Origin of the sequence: Nocardioides okcheonensis (assembly GCF_020991065.1) — a bacterium.
Lineage (GTDB): Bacteria > Actinomycetota > Actinomycetes > Propionibacteriales > Nocardioidaceae > Nocardioides > Nocardioides okcheonensis.
Genome location: NZ_CP087710.1, coordinates 629,443 through 648,934, shown reverse-complemented (window position 1 = coordinate 648,934; position 19,492 = coordinate 629,443). Strand labels below are relative to the sequence as shown.

Below are 19,492 nucleotides of genomic sequence, written 5' to 3'. Positions count from 1 at the left end.
GCTGCAACATTGCGACCAAGCAGATCTGCGCAGTTGCAAAATTGCATCTGTGCATGAATGATGGTGGTGTCCGCAATTGGAAGGGATTCCTGATGGCTCGCCTGCTCTACCGACTCGGCCGATGGTCAGCCACACACGCCCTACGAGTGGTGGCTGCGTGGCTGGCGCTGCTTGTGGCGATGATCATGTTGGCGGTGACCGCCGCCGGTGAGACCACCGACGACTTCAGCATCCCGAGCACGGAGTCCTTCGCCGCGCTCGACCGGCTGGGCGAACGCTTCCCGGGCGCCGAGGGCGCGAGCGCGCAGGTGGTCTTCGTCGCACCCGAACAGCAGCGGCTGGACCAGCCCCGCGTGGCCGCAGTGGTGACCAAGACTCTCGACGAGCTCGCGAACGGATCGCAGGTCGTCAGCGTGATCTCGCCCGCCGAGCAGGGCACCGTGTCACGTGATGGTCGCACCGGCTACGCCACCGTGCAGTACGCCATCGCGGCCGACCAGATCTCCGACGCCTCCCGGACCGAGGCACGTCGCGCGATCGACGCGGCTCGCGATGCCGGTCTGACCGTCGAGGTCGGCGGTGATGCTTTGGTCCCGATCGATGAGCTCGGCTACGTCACCGAGCTGATCGGTCTCGCGATCGCGGCACTCGTGCTTGTCCTGACCCTTGGCTCGCTGGTGGCCGCCGGGCTGCCAATGCTGACCGCCCTGGTCGGCGTCGGCATCGGCCTGGCGGGCGTGCTCGGACTGTCCGCGATGGTGAGCATGTCCTCCACTGCCCCGGTGCTGGCGCTGATGCTAGGTCTTGCAGTGGGACTGGACTACGCGCTGTTCATCCTGAGCCGGCACCGCACCCAGCTCGCGGCGGGTATGCCGATGATCGAGTCGGTTGCCCGGGCGACCGCGACAGCCGGCAGCGCCGTTATCTTCGCCGGAGCGACTGTCGTGGTCGCGCTCGCCGGTCTGACGCTCGTCAACATCCCGTTCCTGACCGTGATGGGGCTGGCAGCCGCAGCCACGGTCGCGATCGCCGTCCTCGTCGCCATCACCCTCGTTCCGGCCACGCTCGGCATGCTCGGCGGACGTATCGACCGCGGCAAGGTCCGCCGCCGGATGCCGGCTGCCGGGTCCGGCCTCACGTGGGGCGGCATGTGGGTCCGCGCCGTCGTACGACGCCCCCTCATGGTTGCCGCGACCTGCATGCTCGGGCTGGGGGTCCTCACGGTCCCGCTTGCGTCGCTCCAGCTCGGTCTGCCCGGCAACGACTCCGCGCCGACCGACACCACGCAGCGGCAGGCCTACGACCTGGTCGCCGACAGCTTCGGCGAAGGTGTCAACGGCCCGCTGGTGGTCCTCGTCGAGGCTCCTTCGGCGATCGGGCGCACAGCGAAGGATCTCGCCGCGGCGATCAGCGAGTTCGACGGAGTTGCCGCTGTCTCCCCACCCCTGCTCGATGAGAGCCGTGAGGCAGCGCTCGTGCAGGTCGTGCCAGCCACCGGCCCCTCTGACGAGGCAACGGCCACTTTGGTCGATGACATCCGCACCCTCGCCCGGACGGCCCACTCGGCGGACCCTGGGGTGGACGTCGCGGTGACCGGCACGACCGCGGTCAACATCGACATCACCGAGAAGCTCGCCGGATCCCTGCCCCTGTTCCTCAGCGTGGTGGTCGGCCTGGCCCTGATCCTGTTGCTGGTCGTCTTCCGATCCGCAGTCGTCCCTGTGCAGGCCGCACTGGGCTTCCTTCTGAGCCTTGCGGCCACCGCTGGCGTCGTGGTCGCCATCTTCCAATGGGGCTGGGGCGCGAATCTCCTCGGCGTGGACCAGGTGGGACCGATCATCCACTTCCTGCCCGTACTGCTGATCGGGATCCTGTTCGGACTCGCCATGGACTACCAGGTGTTCCTGGTCAGCCGGATGCGCGAGGAGCACGTGCACGGCGCCGGCACGCACACCGCCATCGTCAACGGCTTCGTCCACAGCGCCCGCGTGGTCACGGCGGCCGCGCTCATCATGATCGCGGTGTTCCTTGGCTTCTTCTTCGCCCACGACCCGGTGGTGAAGTGCATGGGGTTCGCCCTCGCGCTCGGGGTCGCCATCGACGCCTTCGTCGTCCGGATGACCCTGCTCCCGGCGGTGATGACACTCATGGGCCACCGAACCTGGTGGCTGCCCACGTGGCTGGAGCGGATCGTTCCCGACGTCGACGTCGAAGGCGCGCGGCTCGACCAGCTGGCGCTCGACGACCCCGTGCCAGCAGAACTGCCGGCAACCGACGCAGGCGACGTCGTTGGAACCGGGCTGCTGAACGGCGTGGGTCGATGAGCGCCGAGAGCGGCCACCCCTCCGACGCACCGATCGCGGCTGGGTGTTCCGTTGCTGCGACACCGGTCCGGAATCGGTGGCTGGTGCTTGCGGTGCTGTGCGGAAGCCTGTTGCTGGTCGCGCTGGACGCCACCATCCTCAACGTTGCACTGCCGTCGCTGGCAGCCGATCTGGCGCCGTCTGCCGCCGGGCTGTTGTGGATCGTCGACGTGTATTCACTGGTGTTGGCGGGCCTGCTGGTCACCACCGGGACGTTGGGTGACCGGTTCGGCCGCAAGCGGCTGCTCGTGGCCGGGTTTGTGGTGTTCGGTGCCGCGTCGGTGGCCGCCGCCTTTGCCCCAAGTGCCGCGGCGCTGATCGGTGCCAGAGCCGCGCTCGGTGTCGGGGGCGCACTCATCATGCCGGCCACCCTGTCCATCATCCGGGTCGTCTTCACGGACCGTCGTGAGCTGGCGCTGGCGATCGGGATCTGGGGTGCTGTCGGTGCGGGTGGGGCGGCCGTCGGCCCGGTGATCGGGGGCGTGCTCTTGCAGCACTTCTGGTGGGGATCGGCCTTCCTGATCAATTTTCCGGTGATGGTGGTGGCGATCGTGCTGGGTGTCTGGCTGCTGCCGGAGTCGCGGGCCTCCAAGGCCCGACGCTGGGATCTGTCCAGCGCTGTGCTGTCGATGGCGGGGATGGTCGCACTGTTCTATGCGATCAAGACCGTCGGCAGCGACGGAATCACGACCAAGGCCGTCGTCGTCGGTGGTCTGGCGGTGGTGCTGCTCACCACCTTCGTCCGGCGTCAGTTCCGCCTGACCGAGCCGCTGCTCGATCTCTCACTGTTCCGCGATCGCGCCTTCGCGGCGGCGGTCGGCTGCGTCGTACTCGCTCTCTTCGGACTGTTCGCCATGATGTTCTTCCTGACCCAGCACTTCCAGCTGGTGCTGGGATACTCGCCGATGAAGGCCGGGCTTCTCATGTCTCCGGCGACCGTTGCCAGCCTGCTGGCTGCTCCGGCGGCCGGGATGCTCGTCACCCGATACGGCTCGAGGCCGGTGGTCGGCCTCGGATTCGCGGCGGTCGCGGTGGGCTTCGGACTGCTCGCAGGTGTGCGCGTCGACAGCCCGTACGCGCGGATCGCTGCCGCGCTGGTCCTTCTGGGGCTGGGCGCGACGCTCGCCATGACGGCCGCCTCACAGACCATCATGTCTGCCGCGCCGGCCGAACGCGCTGGTGGCGCAGCCGCGATCCAGGAGACCGGATACGAGCTGGGTGGCGCCCTCGGCATCGCCGTGCTGGGGAGCGTGATGACCGCCACATACACCGCCGAGCTCGGGAATGTTGCCGGAGTACCACCCGACGCCATGGCCGCCGCCCGGGAGTCGTTGGCCGGCGCCGCGACGGTCGCCGAGGGTCTCGGCGGGGCGCGTGGTGCGCGACTGTTCGACGCCGCGACCAGCGCGTTCGTTGCCGGCTTCGATCTGACCGTCGGGATCGCCGGCGCTGTGATGGCCGCCGCAGCGATCGCTGCCTTCCTCCTATTGCCAGCCAGAGAACGAGCGCAGGGCACGACGCCCGCGTCTCACGAATGAAAGGGAGAAATCGATGAGCTCAGCACAACCGTCCCGACGTCCCCCGATGATGCCCGGCGCCTATCCCGGACTGGGTCATCTCGCCCAATTCGCCCGCGACCCGCTCGCCTTCTTCACCCGGCTGCGCGACCACGGCGACATCACGGCATGGCGACTCGGGCCGAAGAAGAGCGTCTTCGTACACCGGCCCGAGAACGTCAAGCAAGTCCTGCTGAGCGTCGAGAAGGAATTCTCGACGGGCGACGACGCCGGCTACGCCTTCGGACTCTTCGCGGGCAACGGGATCATCAACACCTCAGGACCCTTCTGGCGTCGGCAACGCAAGATGATGCAGCCCGGCATGCGCCCGGGCAGGATCGCCGGCTACGCCGCGACCATGGTCGAGCTGACCGACGAGCTGACCGAAGACCTGGCCCGATCCTGCTCGTCCGGCCAGACGCGCGACGTGAGAGTCGACATGCTGGCCCTGACCCAGAAGATCGCGGCCAAGACCCTCTTCGGCGCTGACGTCACGGGCGACGCCGCCGCCGTCGGCCGAGCCCTGGACGTGGCCGCCCGCGAGATCGGCGCCGAGTTCCGGGGCGTCACGATGTTCCTGCCCAACTGGCTGCCCACGCCGGGCCGAGCTCGGCTCAAGAAGGCGATCACGGCGGTCGAACAGGTCCTCTACCGGATCATCGACGAGCGCACGGCTGCCCACGCTGCCGGTCCGGCACACCGCACGAACGATCGCCCAGACGACATGTTGCAACTGTTGATGGACGCTCGTGACGAGGCCGGTGAGCCGATGAGCGCACGGCAATTGCGCGATGAAACGATGACGCTGTACATCGCCGGGCACGAGACCACCGGCAACACTCTGGTCTGGGCCTACCACCTGCTGTCCCAGCACCCGGAGGTCTTCGACCGGATGGCTGCCGAGATCGACGAGGTGGTCGGTGACCGGCTGCCGATCATGGACGACTACTCGCAGCTGAAGTACACCGAAGGGGTCGTCAAGGAGACCCTCCGGTTGTATCCGGCGGCATGGCTGCTGATGTTCACCGCAAAGGCCGACGTCGAAATTGACGGCTACCACGTCGAGGCGGGTACGGACGTGTGGATGAGTCAATGGGCCACCCACCGTGACCCACGATGGTTCCCCGAAGCCGATCGGTTCCGACCCGAGCGCTGGGTCGGCGACGCTGCCTCCGACATCCCAAGCCACGCCTGGTTTCCGTTCGGCGGCGGGCAACACGTGTGCCTGGGCAACAGGTTCGCCCTGGTCGAAGCGGTCCTCGTGCTTGCGACGATCGCACGGCGGTTCCGAATCGACATCGATCCGAGTCTGGATCTGCCCCCGCAGCCCCTGCTCACCCTCCAACCCGGACGCAACGTACCCGCCCGCGTCGTCCTCCGTTCGCAGGCCGACCACCTGCCAGCGTGAACTCCGTTTCGCCGGCGGCGCCAGCCGCTGGGCGCCCGACCGCAACCCACTCCTCTCCTGAAAGGACCGACCCATGAAGATCACCGTCGACATGTCCGTCTGCGAGCGATACGGACACTGCTGTTTCGAGGCGCCCGAGGTGTTCCAGCTCGACGACGACGGCGAACTGCTCCACCTCACCGAAGCCGACGACGCACTCGGCCCACAGGTCGAGGCCGCAGCGCGGAACTGCCCGGTCCTGGCCATCACCACGGCGGCGGAGTAGCCCAGTGACCACGCCGGCACCCGTGATCGGCCGAGCCGTGATCGTCGGCGCCTCGCTGGCCGGGCTACGCGCAGCGGCGGCGCTACGGGCCAACGGCTTCGAGGGCGACCTCACCGTGATCGGGGCCGAGCCCCATCCGCCGTACGACCGACCGCCGCTGTCGAAGCGGCTCCTTCGCCATCAAGTGGCGACACCGTTCGGCCATTCAACTGGCCCCGCCGCGGCCGACGGTGATCCAGCTGTCGATCCGGCGGCGTGGGGAGTTGCTCTGCCCGTCGACCCGAGCCTGGACATCCGATGGCAACTCGGCAGCGCCGCGGTCGGACTGGATCCCCGGGAGCGGATGGTGCACACCGTCGACGGCCGCCAGACGCCGTACGACGCGCTGATCATCGCTACCGGCGCCCGGGCAAGACGCTGGGGAGGGCCGGGGGCGTCCTTGGCGGGTCTCGTGAGGCTGCGCAGCCTGGAGGACGCCGTCACGCTGCGGCACCGACTGTTCGACGCGGCTGCCACCGGCGGGCAGGTCCTCGTCGTGGGCGGCGGATTCATCGGGGTCGAGGTCTCAGTCGCCGCGCGCGCCCTCGGTTGCGCGGTGACCGTGATCGAGCAACAGTCCCACCTGCTGTCCGGGCAGATCGGTGAGCTGGCCGGCCAGGTCATCGCGACGAAGCTGCACGATCTCGGAATCGGGGTGCGTCTCGGACGCCGGCTCCTCGGGTTCGGCGGCGACGCCGATGACCGGCTCCGGGTCGCGCATCTCGACGACGGCTCCACCCTCGACGCCCATACCGCCGTCATCGGCCTGGGTGTCGTACCCGCGACCGAGTGGCTTCGCGGCACGGACGCGGTGCTGCGCCCAGCCCTGTCGTGCGACCAGCACTGCATGGTTCATGGCCTGCCGACCGAGACGCCCATCGCGGCAGCAGGAGACGTCGCCCGCTGGCCCTCGCCGGTGTTCGACCAGCAGCAGATCGAGGTCGGGCACTGGAGCAACGCGCGCGAGCAGGGGGAGGTCGCCGCCCACAACCTGCTGGTCGCGCCGGAACAACGACGCCCCTACGTGCAGGTCCCGACCTTTTGGTCCGACATCGCCGATCTCAGGCTGCGCTCGGTCGGCCTGCCCGCGCTGGGCGACGACGTGACCGTTGTCAGCGGCTCCATCGCCTCTGGCCGGGTCCTGCTCAGCTACACCCGCCGCGGCCGACAGGTCGGAGCCATCTCGATCAACCAACCGGCCCAGTTGCCCGCCTACCACCGCATGATCGCCGAACACGCCCAACTCGACCTCCTCGCCTGAAAGGAACCCCATGACATCACCCGCCCCCCTGTCCGGCCGGATCGCTCTGGTCACCGGAGCCGCCCGTGGACTTGGACGTGCCATCGCGGTCGCCACCGCTCGTGCCGGTGCCGATGTCGTGGTCCTCGACCTCGGTGACCAAACCGCCCCCACTGGCGCCGGAGCTCTACTGATCCCACCCAGCACCTCGGCCGATCTGGCTCACACCGTCGACCTCGTCGCCGCCACCGGCCGCCGCGCACTCCCCGTCGTCGCCGACGTACGTGATCACCAGGCGCTGACTCAAGCGATCCACCAAGCAGCGGCCAACCTCGGCGGCCTCGACCTGGTCGCCGTCAACGCCGGCGTCGCGGGGTACGGACCACTGCTCAGCATGACCCCCGAGCAATGGTCGAACGTCATCGACGTCAACCTCACCGGCGCGTTCAACACCATCTCGGCGTGCGGACCCCTGCTCGTCGAAGCCGGCGGTGGACGAATCGTCGCCACCGCCTCCGTGGCCGGCCGCCAAGGAATGCCCGGCCTCGCGCACTACGCGGCCAGCAAGTGGGGACTGATCGGGCTGGTCAAGACAAGTGCCCTCGAGCTCGGCCCCCATCGCATCACCGTCAACGCCGTCGCACCGACGCTGGTCCTCGACCCGGACCAACCAACGCCCGACCTCGACCTCGAGGCGAGTGCTGATGAGAAGAACGCGAACGAACAGACCCCCCAACCTCCGCCGCACGCCCTGCCCGTGGACGCGATCCACCCCGGCGACGTCGCCGACGCGGTCACGTTCCTGTTCTCCGATCAGGCGCGCTACATCTCCGGCACCTGCCTCGACATCGCCGCCGGCGCCAACGCCCGCTACACCGCCTAGACCATGTCGCCGGATTTCGAGCACCAGCCCAGAAGTGCCCATTCACGACCGAAGGAGATCACCATGAATAACGAGCCCCGGCCCGGCGTCAACATCTCTGTCAGCTCCGAGACCGACGTGCTGAAGACCGTCATGATGCGTCTGGTCGCCTCACCGGAGGTGCTGGCCTCCCTCAAGGCGTTCCTCGAGCCGAGCATCGTGCGGCAGTTCCTGCACAACCGCTTCGTCCCGTACAACACCGCACGAGCACAGACCCAACAGCTCGAGCTCAAAAACCTGCTCGAGGCGCACGGCGTGCGGGTGATCCTCGAAGCACCCATCGGCGGCTCGGGCGCTCACTACACCCGCGACATCGGATTCGCGATCGACGACACCTTCTTCGTCGCGCGGATGGGCACACGCATCCGCCACCAGGAGACCGTCGCTCTCGAACCCTGGCTGGCTCGATTCTCCAAGGTCGAGAGGCTCGACGCGGGGACGATCGAGGGCGGCGACGTGATGCTGGCCCCGGGCCGAGTCCTCGTGGGTTTGGGCGAAGCCACCAACAAGGCCGGGATCGCGGCGTTCAGGTCCGCGCTGGCCCGTGTCGGCAACACCCGCGAGGTCGTCCCGCTGGAGTTCACCTCGCCCGGTGTGATCCATCTCGACACCAAGTTCAACCTGGTCACACCCGAGATGGCGATCATCTCGCGAGACAGCTTCAAGGCCGCCAGTCTGAAGTGGTTGGAGGATCACTTCGAGCTCGTCGACGCCACTGCCGAGGAGACCCGGGCGATCCAGATCAACACCCTCGCCATAGGCAACGGCAAGGTGATCATGGACCGGAGAGCCGAGCGCCTCGCGAACCTGATTCGAGCACGCGGCGTCGACCCGACCCTGCTCGACTACTCCGAGATCACCGCGCTGCCCGGGTCGTTCCGTTGCACCACCCTGCCGTTGGAGCGCTCGAGTGAGTGAGCGACCGCCGAGGCGAGTCGTCGTCATCGGGGGTGGCATCGCCGGACTCGGTGCCGCATGGGACCTGCAACGCGCGGGTGTCGAGGTCACTGTCGTCGAGAAGGGAGACGAGATCGGCGGGCGCTGCCGAAGCACGCGCTTCGCCGGTCAGGACGTCGCGCTCGGGCCTTCGCCTTCCCCGAACGAGACACCGCGCTGACCCGATTGGCCGAGGAGCTCGGCCTACGTGGCAACGACATCGTGCAAGACCTCACCCAGGGTCACATGTTGCGCCTGCTCTGGCGGGACGGCACCACCGACGAGGTAGCTTCCGTCACGCCCGCGCATCTGATGACGGTCCCGTTCGTGCCGCTACGCGAACGAGCCGCCCTGACCCGGCTCGGTCTGATCGCGGCTCGAATGGCGCTTACCGGAACCTACCGGGCACCCGAGTACGCCGCCGAACTGGACGACATCAGCGCGACCGACTGGTTCCGCCTCCACGCCCCGGTGATGTACGAGAAGTTCTTTGAGCCGACCTCGGCCATGTTCTGCGGCTACGGCGACCACGAAGTGTCGCTCGCCTGGATGATGTGGGCGAACGGAATCCCGTCTCTCAGCACCCAACCGATCAAGTTCTGGACCGTCGCCGGTGGCGTCGGGCACTTAGCCACGACACGAGCCGACGAGCTACGGGCCTCGGGCGCAACAATCAAGCTCGGCACCGAAGTGCGCTCACTCACCTGCGAGCCGAATGGCGTACGCGTCATGACGGGCGAAGACGAACTCACGAGCGACGCCGCCGTCGTAGCTACCACCCCCCGGGTGTTGTCCTCGATCGTGCCTGAGCTGTCACAGCACCGGCGCGATTGCTTCGAATCGATCACCTATAGCGCCCACGATCTGGCCTACTACCTGACCGACGACCTCGGCGATCCGCCAGGAGGCTCGCTCGGTCAAGCCGGCATCGGGTTGCTGCTGCCGACCGCCGAAGGTTTCGACCTCGCGTCGAACACGCACTGGGCACCGACTCGACAGGGACGATCGCTCGTACTGATCCAAAGCAAACGCCGACACCTCGGGCCGCTCGCTCACGCGACCGATGACGCCGTGCTAGACGCGCTATGGGCCGAACTAGCCACAGTGACACCGGCCGCTCGCCACGTGACCGTGCACGAACGGCTACTCGCACGCTGGGACGACGCCATCCCGACCCGCCCCGTCGGATCGCTGCGTGCCCTGCGCCAGTTCCGCGCGCTGGGTCCGCTGCCACGCGTTGCGTTCGCCGGCGACTACCTCCGCAACTCCAGCGTCGGAGCCGCCCTCATCACCGGACAGCAGGCGGCCACCGAACTGCTGTCCACCGTCCTCACCCACGATCTAGGAGCCTAAACATGTCCGAGAAGGCACCCACGCCGGGTATCACCCAAGACGGAATCGACTAGCCACCCCCGCCCTGGCGGCTCAGCGCCACAACACTGATCGCCGCATCCCTCATCGACATCGCGGAGGCGCGACAACACGTACCCGCCGACCTCGACATCGTCGAAGTCCGACCGGGCCGGACTCTAGGCGCGATCTCCATTGTCGAGTACGGCCCCGGGTCGATCTTTCCCTCGGATCCAAGTACTCAACACAGGCCCACTACCGATCGCCTGACACCGAAGGGACGCACGAAGAACGTCAGCCCGAAAGTCGCCGAACTTGCGCCAGGATCACCTTCGGAGCATCCCGCACCGGGTCGCTCCGCGAGCCCATCCTGCACTGGCTCGCTCCGCGAGCCGATCGTCACGCGGAGCGTGACCACAGCCGGATCCTGCACTGGCGCGCTCCGCGAGCCGATCCGGCGCCGGGTCGCTCCGCGTAGTCAATGCGCGGCCTATGCTTGGGTCGAAGGCGTTCGGTGACGGTTGGGTGTTCAAGCTGCCGAAGAAGGGTTGGGTCGGGCCAGCAACAGCGCTGTGCGGCCGATGCCGAACAGGAAACCGAAGGGCAGGGCGAAGCCCGACCAGTACGCCAGCTCTACCGGGAGCAGTGAATGGCTCCAGGTTGTCGACTTTGGCCCGCCTCGCCATAGGGCCGCTGCGAGCCCGACCTCGGCTACGCAGACCACTACGAACCCGGCCAGCAGTGGCGTGTTGGTCTCGAGGCCGATGTTCTCGAACGGTCCACTGCCGTAGGTGGGGAAGCCGGCGAGTGTCCAGACGTCTCCGGTCTGAGCGAAGTGACGCAATCCGAAGATGCCGGGGATGCCGAAGCCGAGCCCTGCGGCCGCAGCGAGCGCTGCTGCCAAGCGTTGTCGCGGTGTACTCGTCATGAACGTGGCTCCCACCCCAGGCCCTCCACGATCAACGCCAGGCCGAGGCCCATGACGGCGAGCGCGTAGATGCCGACGGCGAGCGGGAGCGCCGGGGTGAACTGCAGCGGCATCATCGCGACCATCCAGGCTCCGAGGATGAGCGGTGTGTACCGGCGCCAGCCCGACCAGGCGCCCGACCGTAGTGTCGCCGTGCCGGCGATGACCAGGCCGACCGCGGTGAGCAGCGTGCCGATGCCGAAGCACGACAGCACGGCGACGGAGATCGGGTCGTCGAGAGCCGCGTCGTAGGCGACCAGCGACAGCGCGTGGGCAATGACGTACAGCACGGCGCCCGCCACGGCGAGCCGTCCTCCGACTCGACCGGCTGTGGTGGGCGCCGCGCCGCTGCGAGCGAAAGCCGTGAGGCCGATCACGATCAGAACCTGGGTGATGCCCCAGATCAGTGACGTGGTGATCGCGGTGGCGCCGTCCCACGGGAAGGACAGCTGCTCGTCGGAGATCGGTGAAACATTGCGGTAGATCGCCGTGATGATGGCGCCATCGCCCTGCACAGCACCGGCGAAGATCATGAGCAAGCCCGGTGCCAGGGCGACGCGCAGATCGGGTCGCAGCGGCTGGGTTGCGGGAGTCGGTTGCACGGAGTGGGTCGTCATGGTGGTCCTCCTGGGATCGGCTGGGATCGGCTGGGATCGGCACGGCCGAGTGCTGTCGACGCTAGGAGGACCGGTGCCGGGAGCACATGAGGGGAACCACTCAAACGGGCCCCTCAACAATGGCGGCGACAGCTCGGCGTCGCGAGCCCTACCGTGGTGCATATGGAGGACGATCTCCAGGAGCAGCTCGACCGGGCTCGCGAGCAGTACGCCGCGGGTGCCGTGGCGGAGGCCGTGCGCAGCTGCGTCGCGGTGGTCGAGAGTTGCACCAAGAGCACCGACCCGTCGCTGGTGGCGGCTGCGGCCACGTTGGTCCGCCGGCCAGTCGATCCGCTGCTTCGCGCGCGTGTGCATGCGCTGGCCAGCGAGGCGCTCGCGCTGTTGACGAGCGTCGGACCAGCAGGGCAGGGGGAAGCGGCGCGGGTGGTGGCCCAGGTCGAGGCGACCCGCGACGTGTTCCGCGCAAAAGATCTAGTCGAGGTCGAAGCGGGGTTCGATGCGGAGCTCGAGTTCATCGAGATCCAGGCGCGCGTCGCAGCTCTACAGGACCCGCTGCGGGCGGCCGACCGCTTGGCGCTCGCACGCCGCGCGGTCACGCTGGGACTGACCGCGAGCGACCGGGAGATGCAGGCCTGGGGCCGGCTGTGGTCAATGGACGTTCACGCCGCCAACGGCCAACGGGTCGAGCTGTTGGGCGAGCTAGCGGCACTGACTGTGCTTGCCGAGCGCTTGGGTCCGGCCTGGCAGTCGAGGGTGCTCCTGGTGCGGGCCTCACAGGCACTCCTGGATGGCCGATTCAACGATGTCGTACGCCTTGCCGAGGACGCTGCCCGGGTCGGCGGAGAGCACAGCGACGCGGCGTTCCTGCGGCTGCCGTTCACGTTCGAGGCCGCACGCCATCAGGGCGCGGTGAAGGAAGTACTCGAAGGGGTGCAGGAGCAGGTCGAGCACCTCCCGTACGTCGCACGCACCTGGCTGTGCGTGGCGCTCAAGAGTGCCGGCCTCCGCGCGGAGGCCGCCGACGAGTGGCATGGGCTCGCAGCCCACGTCGCGGCAGTGCCGGTCGAGGCGCCGGAGTTCTTAATGGCGATCACAGACGCCGCGGACGTCTGCGCTTGGCTCGGTGATGAGGCCAACGCGGCGAAACTCTACGCCGCACTCCTGCCCTACGAGCACCAGCACGTTGTCCCTCACGCCCACGCGCCCTACCAGGGCCCCGTAGCCCTAGTTCTCGGCCGCCTAGCCAGAGTGCTCGGCGACCTGACGGCGGCAGAACAGCACCTGCGGGCGGCACTCGCCATGGCCGAGGAGATCCACGCACTCCCGTCAAAGGCGTACGTGCTCGCCGAGCTCGCCGCCGTCGAGCCGACCCGCTCGCGCGCCCGCCGCGAGCACGCCCATGGCGCCCTTGAGCTCGCCCGGCGACTCGGAATGGCGCCGCTGCTCGACCAACTCGACGCATTGCTCGGGGCGAGCGAGCAAGACCCGGTACTCACTCCTCGCGAGGCCGAGGTGACGGCGCTGGTCGCCCAAGGGATGAGCAATGCCGCGATCGCGCGGCGCCTCACCTTGTCGGAGCGCACCGTCGAGAACCACATCAGCCGAATTCTGTCGAAGCTCAACCTGACCTCGCGCACCGACCTGGCCCTATGGCACGAACGTCGCTGACGATGCCCCACCTCCGTGAACCAGGCACGTGTCACCGCCGTCCAACACTGGGAGCAGCGGAGCGTGTCTGCGCATCCTGCCCTGGGCTGAAGCACGGAACACCGCATTGAGAGCAACTGCGGAAAGCACGTCAGCCATCCCCTGCCAGTCCCGCGATCACCGCACCGGGTCGCTCCGCGAGCCCATCCCGCATCGGGTCACTTCGGGACCTGTCGTCCTGCGACCACGGTCGGCGCCACCGTGGATGTGCGCCTGTGACGTTGACCCATATGGTTCAACGTGCGATGCTGCACCATATGGTTCAACAAGCGGACCTCGACCGAGTGTTTAAAGCGCTTTCGGACCCCACCCGCCGGGCGGTGTTGGAGTCGCTGGGCCGTGGCCCCGCGACGGTGACGGAGCTGGCCGAGCCCTTCGGGGTCTCGATCACGGCCATCAAGAAGCACCTCCACGTGCTCGAGGAAGCCGGGCTCGTGAGCACAGAGAAGATCGGGCGCTCGCGCCATTGTCGGCTCGGCGCGGAGCGATTGGACGACGCGATGTCGTGGATCTCCTCCTACCAGCGTCTGTGGGAGCGCCGACTTGACGGTCTGGACACCTACTTCACCCTGCTGAAAGGAACCGAACGATGACCGACCCACACACTGCCAACGATGTCGAGCTGCGCACCTCGCGACGCCTGCCGGCCTCCCCGGAAGAGGTGTTCGACGCCTACACCGACGCGGAGAAGCAGAAGATTTGGTTCTCGATCCTTGACGAAGAACCGGGCATCGTCGAGATCAAGGTCGACCTTCGTGTGGGCGGCCAACAGACCGCCGTGTGGGGTCCCAGCGTGGACATGCTCTTCCGCGAGACCCAGACGTTCCTGGAGATCGACCGACCGCACCGCCTGGTCACCGAATCCGTCGGGACCTCCCCGGACGGACAGACGATGACGACCCGCATCACCGTCACCTTCGAGGCCGACGGCGACGCGACGCTGATGTCGGTCCACCAGACTGGCTTCCCTGCCCCAGAGGTCCGCGACTTCTTCGCCAGTGAGGTGTGGATCGGCGCCCTGGACCGGCTCGCTGCCTACCTCGGGGGCAACAAGCCGAGGAGCATCCGATGACCGCCCTCGAATCGCCTAGCACGCGGGCCGGGATCCGATCGCGTGGCGTCGTGGTCCTCGCCGCGGTAGCTGCTGCTGTCGCCCTCAACCTCCTTGTCTACACCCTCGGCCGGATCGCGGGCGGTGAATTCGCCTTCACCCAGGGCAACAGCAGCGCCCAGGTCGACGCAATCACGGTAGCCGGCTTCTCCGCGGTCCCCCTAGGGCTCGGACTGAGCATCGTTGCGCTTCTTGTCCCGCGCCTGCCATGGATCGCGCGAGCCGCGATCGTGGTCGCACCGGTGCTGGCCATCGCCACTATCGGGATTATGACGATCCCGGTAGACCTTGACGTCATCAGCACCATCGCCCTCGCGATCTGCCACCTCACGCTGGCGCCGATCAGCATTGCAGCGATCCGGCGGTTACGCCTCTGACACGGTCAGCAATGCACCAGCGGCCAGCTCAAGTCCGTGCGCCGCGCGGCGAAGAGCGGGTCGCCGCGGCGGGCCGCGGTGCCCGAACGCGGCTTGCTGGACTCGACGCCGAAACACATCCAGCGCCTCGCGGCCAGCGGGACGACGTGGAAGGGGTCCATCGCAGCGACCGCGTCGGGCAGTTCCTCGGTGGTGGCGGTCTTAGACCCGGTGAAGCCGTCCATCGCGACGACCTCCACGGCGTCGCGCCAGGTCTGCGGGCGCTGGGTTAGCCAGGTCTTGAACGCTGACTTCGAGCGTCCGTGGACCATGTCGAGCAGCCGAGCGGTGCCGGTGCCGTCGCGGATGCCGGTCAGGTCGATGATCACGGTGACGTAGCGGTCGCCTCGCCGGGTGTGGCGCCACACGTGTTCATCGACCCCGATCGCGGTGACCCCGTTGAACCGGGCAGGGTCACCGATCAGCCTCCGGCGGCCCTCGGCCAGGACGTCGTCGTTGACGGTGTCCTATGCGACCGCGAGCCCCTCAGTGACCCGGGCGACAGACAGGGGTTGCACCACCAGACCCTCCAGCGCCCACCGCAGGCCACGCCGGGAGAGCTTGGCCCCCGGCTCAGCGGCAGCGGTGGTGTCTTGGCGCCATACCCGCCTGCAGCCGGCGCACCGGTAGCGACGCACCACGACCTCCAGCACGGTCAGTCGCCAGCCCAGCCGCTCGCGCGCGAGCCGGCAGCCATCGCCCCCCCGGGGGCGCGGCCCTGGCAGCCACACTCGTGACACCACTGGTCGGGCTCAACGACCCGGCATGCCAGCACCGCCCGCCCGGCTCGAGCCGCTGGCCGGTCGCGACCAAGCCAAGCTCGTCAAGACGGCAGAACGTCGTGAGATCACGGATCGCGAAGGTAGCGTCAGGCATATCGAAGCCTCGACCCCAAACTCCGTAGCGACGCGCTACGCCGACCTAGACCCTCGAGTGAGAAGAGAAGATTCACCACGGTGTGCCGGCAAGCGAGCGCGATCGGTGGAACCTGCAATGACGTGACGAGTTCAAGTGTTCCGGGTCACCGCGGTGGATCGAGCCGCTTGGCCGGAGGGGCTGGAGGACCTGTTTCGGGGGCGCGAGGTGACGGTTGGCCATCTCGAGATCTGGCACAACCGCCCGTGGCGAGCCGGTTCACAACCGAACGGGCCTGCCAGCGCGCCATCACAGACTCCCACGCGGCGGGGCAGCGGCTTCAGGCGTCCGCGTCGGGCGGGCGATCCGTCGCCCGGTAAGCACCACTCCCGCCAGCATCGCGACGAGCATGAGGCTGCTCAGTAGCGGAACCACGTCTAGTGGCAACGTGAAGGCGAAGATGACTCGCGCCACTGCGTCGAGGAGAAAAGCTGCGCCGAACGCGACGGTCATTCGCTTGATGAGCTCTCGGAACGGGGGGTCTTCCTCCCACAGTCTTTCCCACTCCTCGACCTGGGCAGGTGCCATGAACGGGAGCGTGGCCGTGAGCACCGCGGGCCGCGAAGCGAGCAAGGAGCCCAGCAGCCAGAGTCCTCCGAAGGCAGTCACCCAGCTTCCACGTGCCATCACGAGGCGGGGGTCGGCATCGACCAGCCCGACCGCAGTTCCGACCACGATCAGAAGCACTGCGACTGCGGACAGCTTCTCGACCCTCCGCTGAAGCAACGCCGTGAAGATGAGCCTGCATGTCGCGAGTCCCGCTCCGAGGATCAATGCAGTCGTAGGCCCGTAGCCGAGCACGCGGGGGCCGTAATAGATGACCAGGGGCGCGGCGATGCTGATCAGCAGGGACCACGGGGAGTGCGTGCTGTTGGGCGCACGCCCTATCTCGTCATGACGAGAACCGAATCCGACGTCGCCTTGGTGGGCCATCACGTCTCTGTGTTCTCGGTAGCGTCGGATGACAGGGCGTCGAGCCCGGCTGTGATGATGTCCAATCCGAACTCGTAGGCGTGGCGAGCATCCGAAGCGGCTCCGTGCGCCTCTCCGACGGCCTGTCCGACGCGTGTGGCGTACGGATAGTGTTCAGAATTCATGTAGGCGTTGAGGAGTGGGCCGGCGGTTGCCCACCATCTCGCTTCTGACTCATGCGGCTCACGCTGGCCAACCAGTGCTTGCCGTGCGGTGCTGCGGACATGTTCCAGCACGAGCGCGAGGGTGGTGTCCATCGTGACCTCGCCGACCTTCAGACTCGAGAGCAGCCTCAGCTCAATCTCGTACTTCTCGGTGGTTCCCGGGCCGAGGGGTGGCCGGCTGACGTCGACGTCCAGGAGCCACGGGTGCGTCTCGAACAGGTGCCAGTTCGTCTCGGCGATCGTCGTAATTCCCTCTCGCCACGAGGAGGTGGTGTGCGCCGCGTAGGAGTCGGCGGTTGCTGCGTGTGCGTTGTCGACCATCAGGTCGAGGAGTTCGGCCCGGCCCGGGATATGGGCGTAGAGCGTCATGGTTCCCACGCCGAGGCGGTCGGCCAGCTTCCTCATGGACAGATCGGCCAGTCCGCCCTCGCGGACCAGGGCGACGGCACCCTCGACGATTCCCTCGACCGTCAGTCCGGTGCGCCCCACGCGCGTACTCGGCTGCCACAGCAGCGGCAGGAGCCGCGCCGGATCACCAAAGCCCGTGCGCTCCACTTCGGTCCTTTCGTCGGGAACAAACGCACCCTACCGCTCGTTGTCGTACACTGTACCGTACGTCATACGAGAGGAGTCGGATGCGGAACGCGATCGAGGCCCGCGACGTGGCAAGGAAGTTCGAGGTCGAAGGGCGGGAGGTGGGTCTTCATGGCCTGAGCTTCCAGGTGGAGGCCGGTCAGGTCCTAGCGGTGTTGGGTCACAACGGCGCAGGGAAGACGACCCTGGTCAGGGGGCTGACCACCTTGGCGACGTTCGACAGCGGCGAGGCGTTCGTGGCTGGCTATGACGTCTCCCGTGAGGGCAACGAGGTCCGGGCGCGAGTGGGCTTGGTCGGCCAGGCAGCCGCCGTCGACGAGCAGCTGAGCGCGACCAGGAACCTGGTCCTGTTCGGTCGCTTGCGTGGGCTCAGTCGCTTCGCTGCCGAGACCCGCGCAGCGGAGCTCCTGGACGAGTTCGGCCTGAGCAACGACGCAGAACGCGTCGTGTCCCAGTTCTCCGGAGGTATGCGCCGTCGCCTGGACCTGGCTGCCAGCTTGGTGATCCGCCCCGAGGTGTTGTTCGTCGACGAACCTACGACAGGCCTTGACCCTGCCGCTCGCCGTGACTTGTGGGCAGCATTGCGGGGCCTGGTCGCAGAGGGCACGACGTTGCTGCTCACCACGCAATATCTCGAGGAGGCCGACGAACTGGCTGACAAGGTCATCGTCCTTTCCGAGGGTCGAGCGGTTGCTGCGGGAACGCCACGCGAACTCAAGGACCGCGTGGGCGAGGCGGCCATCTGGGTGCGCGTCGACCGCCCGGACCAGACAGAAGATGCCTTGCAAGCCTTGCGTGACGTGGACCCGGAAGCACGCCTCACCTCCCCGCTGACGTTGACCGCATCGGCCAGGCGCCCAACTGCTCTGGCGGACAGTGCGCAGGCGCTCCAGGCGCGCGGCGTACGGCCTGCCGAGATCGCGTTGCGCAGACCCACGCTCGAAGACGTGTTCCTGACGATCTCCGCTTCGTCGAACGCAGACGGGCTCACCAAGGCCGACGGGGCGAGTCCGCCCGGCGAGGAGACGTCGGCAGCCACCGCGCACGGAACGGCTCGTGAGATTCATGCCCCCAAGGGCAGCGCCCAAGGGTTTGCCGAAAGCGAGAAGAAGACTCGATGACAACTATCCATGACCCCCACACCGCTCACCCGCTCGCGACCGTCGCCACCTTGCCCGCGTCGCTCATCCTGGCCGGCCGCATCCTGGCGGGATGGAGGACGAACAAGGCCGCAGTCGTGATCGCCTGGGTGTTCCCGATCTTCGTGACATTGCTCTTCATCGGACTCCTCGGGGGAGCGATGGAGCTGCCGGCCGGAGAGTCGTACGTCGACTTCGTGATGCCGGGCATGCTTGCTGTGACGATGCTGTTCGGCCTCGAGACGACCACGCTTGCAACTGCTGCCGACGCCGCCAAGGGATTGAACGACCGGTTCCGTTCGATGCCTATCAGTGCCGCCGCAGTCCCTCTGGCACGTTGTTTGGCCGACATGTTGGGGTCCGCGGTGGGGCTTGGGGTCATGGTGTTGTTCGGTCTCGCGATCGGGTGGCGCCCTGGTTTCGGTCTTGGCGGGGCCCTCGCCGCAGTGGCACTACTCACGTTGCTGCGATTCTCCTTGCTGTGGATAGGCCTGACCATCGGACAGCGCTCAACCTCGGTCGAGTCGGTGGCTTTCGTCCAAATCCTCGTGTGGCCCATCGCCATGTTGTCGAGTGTCTTCGTGGACCCCGCCACGATGCCTCGCGTGCTTCGCTGGGTGGCCGAGCTCAATCCGATCTCAGCTACCGCAACGACTCTGCGCGACTTGGCAGGCACCGCCACGTGGTCCGGCCAAGCACTGTCCGCTGACGTCTCGGCGCTGCTCGCTGTGGCATGGCCGGGCGTTCTCATGCTGCTGTTCGTCCCCGCAGCGGCCCGAGCGTTCCGTTACCGCTGAGACGGGCCATGGGC

General features: G+C 67.7%; 19 protein-coding genes and 1 pseudogene. 15 read left to right on the top strand and 5 right to left on the bottom strand.

Annotated features, from left to right (window positions below):
* Positions 1–92 precede the first annotated feature (92 nt).
* The 9 genes from LN652_RS02890 (at position 93) to LN652_RS02855 (ending at position 10,082) form a co-directional block, all read left to right on the top strand.
* On the top strand, positions 93–2,324 hold the full coding sequence (locus LN652_RS02890; protein WP_230443200.1) for an MMPL family transporter: 2,232 nt from the start codon (positions 93–95) through the stop codon (positions 2,322–2,324).
* On the top strand, positions 2,321–3,901 hold the full coding sequence (locus LN652_RS02885) for an MFS transporter (protein WP_230443199.1): 1,581 nt from the start codon (positions 2,321–2,323) through the stop codon (positions 3,899–3,901). The genes LN652_RS02890 and LN652_RS02885 overlap by 4 nt, the downstream gene beginning before the upstream one ends.
* A gap of 46 nt (positions 3,902–3,947) precedes the next feature.
* Positions 3,948–5,327 carry a cytochrome P450 gene (locus LN652_RS02880; protein ID WP_230443198.1) on the top strand — a complete coding sequence of 460 codons (1,380 nt, stop codon included), beginning with the start codon at positions 3,948–3,950 and terminating at the stop codon, positions 5,325–5,327.
* A 73-nt stretch (positions 5,328–5,400) separates the two neighbouring features.
* Positions 5,401–5,592 carry a ferredoxin gene (locus LN652_RS02875; protein ID WP_230443197.1) on the top strand — a complete coding sequence of 64 codons (192 nt, stop codon included), beginning with the start codon at positions 5,401–5,403 and terminating at the stop codon, positions 5,590–5,592.
* Between the two features lie 4 nt (positions 5,593–5,596).
* Positions 5,597–6,892: an NAD(P)/FAD-dependent oxidoreductase gene (locus LN652_RS02870; RefSeq protein WP_230443196.1), complete on the top strand. Its 1,296-nt coding sequence runs from the start codon at positions 5,597–5,599 to the stop codon at positions 6,890–6,892.
* A gap of 10 nt (positions 6,893–6,902) precedes the next feature.
* Positions 6,903–7,754: an SDR family NAD(P)-dependent oxidoreductase gene (locus LN652_RS02865; protein WP_230443195.1), complete on the top strand. Its 852-nt coding sequence runs from the start codon at positions 6,903–6,905 to the stop codon at positions 7,752–7,754.
* A 63-nt stretch (positions 7,755–7,817) separates the two neighbouring features.
* A complete protein-coding gene (locus LN652_RS02860; protein WP_230443194.1) occupies positions 7,818–8,711 on the top strand; it encodes a dimethylarginine dimethylaminohydrolase family protein in 894 nt (297 codons plus the stop codon).
* Positions 8,704–8,910 (top strand): FAD-dependent oxidoreductase, encoded by a 207-nt coding sequence (locus tag LN652_RS21840; RefSeq protein ID WP_268932222.1) that lies wholly within the window; start codon positions 8,704–8,706, stop codon positions 8,908–8,910. Before LN652_RS02860 ends, LN652_RS21840 begins: the two co-directional genes overlap by 8 nt.
* A gap of 5 nt (positions 8,911–8,915) precedes the next feature.
* Complete coding sequence (locus tag LN652_RS02855; RefSeq protein ID WP_407941518.1) at positions 8,916–10,082, top strand: FAD-dependent oxidoreductase; 1,167 nt, start codon at positions 8,916–8,918, stop codon at positions 10,080–10,082.
* A 526-nt stretch (positions 10,083–10,608) separates the two neighbouring features.
* Here LN652_RS02855 and LN652_RS02850 read toward each other — a convergent pair.
* Positions 10,609–10,983 carry a hypothetical protein gene (locus LN652_RS02850; RefSeq protein WP_230443193.1) on the bottom strand — a complete coding sequence of 125 codons (375 nt, stop codon included), beginning with the start codon at positions 10,981–10,983 and terminating at the stop codon, positions 10,609–10,611.
* A 20-nt stretch (positions 10,984–11,003) separates the two neighbouring features.
* A complete protein-coding gene (locus LN652_RS02845) occupies positions 11,004–11,663 on the bottom strand; it encodes a hypothetical protein (protein ID WP_230443192.1) in 660 nt (219 codons plus the stop codon).
* 162 nt (positions 11,664–11,825) lie between these two features.
* On the opposite strand from LN652_RS02845, the gene LN652_RS02840 reads away from it, so the two are divergent.
* The 4 genes from LN652_RS02840 to LN652_RS02825 all read left to right on the top strand — a co-directional run bounded on the left by LN652_RS02840 (position 11,826) and on the right by LN652_RS02825 (position 14,858).
* Positions 11,826–13,331 carry a helix-turn-helix transcriptional regulator gene (locus tag LN652_RS02840; RefSeq protein WP_230443191.1) on the top strand — a complete coding sequence of 502 codons (1,506 nt, stop codon included), beginning with the start codon at positions 11,826–11,828 and terminating at the stop codon, positions 13,329–13,331.
* Between the two features lie 254 nt (positions 13,332–13,585).
* A complete protein-coding gene (locus tag LN652_RS02835; protein WP_230443190.1) occupies positions 13,586–13,963 on the top strand; it encodes an ArsR/SmtB family transcription factor in 378 nt (125 codons plus the stop codon).
* The gene (locus LN652_RS02830; protein ID WP_230443189.1) at positions 13,960–14,442 is read left to right on the top strand and encodes an SRPBCC family protein; all 483 of its coding nucleotides are present in this window, start codon (positions 13,960–13,962) and stop codon (positions 14,440–14,442) included. Before LN652_RS02835 ends, LN652_RS02830 begins: the two co-directional genes overlap by 4 nt.
* A complete protein-coding gene (locus LN652_RS02825; RefSeq protein WP_230443188.1) occupies positions 14,439–14,858 on the top strand; it encodes a DUF6069 family protein in 420 nt (139 codons plus the stop codon). The genes LN652_RS02830 and LN652_RS02825 overlap by 4 nt, the downstream gene beginning before the upstream one ends.
* A 35-nt stretch (positions 14,859–14,893) precedes the next feature.
* On the opposite strand, the pseudogene LN652_RS02820 reads toward LN652_RS02825, so the two are convergent.
* The 3 genes and pseudogenes from LN652_RS02820 to LN652_RS02810 form a co-directional block, all read right to left on the bottom strand.
* Positions 14,894–15,773 (bottom strand): annotated as a pseudogene (locus tag LN652_RS02820) (ISL3 family transposase); the annotation flags it as partial.
* A gap of 288 nt (positions 15,774–16,061) precedes the next feature.
* On the bottom strand, positions 16,062–16,745 hold the full coding sequence (locus tag LN652_RS02815; RefSeq protein WP_230443187.1) for a VC0807 family protein: 684 nt from the start codon (positions 16,743–16,745) through the stop codon (positions 16,062–16,064).
* Complete coding sequence (locus LN652_RS02810) at positions 16,745–17,503, bottom strand: TetR/AcrR family transcriptional regulator (protein WP_230443186.1); 759 nt, start codon at positions 17,501–17,503, stop codon at positions 16,745–16,747. The genes LN652_RS02815 and LN652_RS02810 overlap by 1 nt, the downstream gene beginning before the upstream one ends.
* A gap of 80 nt (positions 17,504–17,583) precedes the next feature.
* Here LN652_RS02810 and LN652_RS02805 point away from each other — a divergent pair, with 80 nt between their 5' ends.
* Together LN652_RS02805 and LN652_RS02800 are read left to right on the top strand one after the other, a co-directional pair.
* The gene (locus tag LN652_RS02805) at positions 17,584–18,663 is read left to right on the top strand and encodes an ATP-binding cassette domain-containing protein (protein ID WP_230443185.1); all 1,080 of its coding nucleotides are present in this window, start codon (positions 17,584–17,586) and stop codon (positions 18,661–18,663) included.
* Entirely contained in the window at positions 18,660–19,478 is an 819-nt protein-coding gene (locus tag LN652_RS02800) for an ABC transporter permease (RefSeq protein WP_230443184.1), read from the top strand. The genes LN652_RS02805 and LN652_RS02800 overlap by 4 nt, the downstream gene beginning before the upstream one ends.
* Positions 19,479–19,492 lie beyond the last annotated feature (14 nt).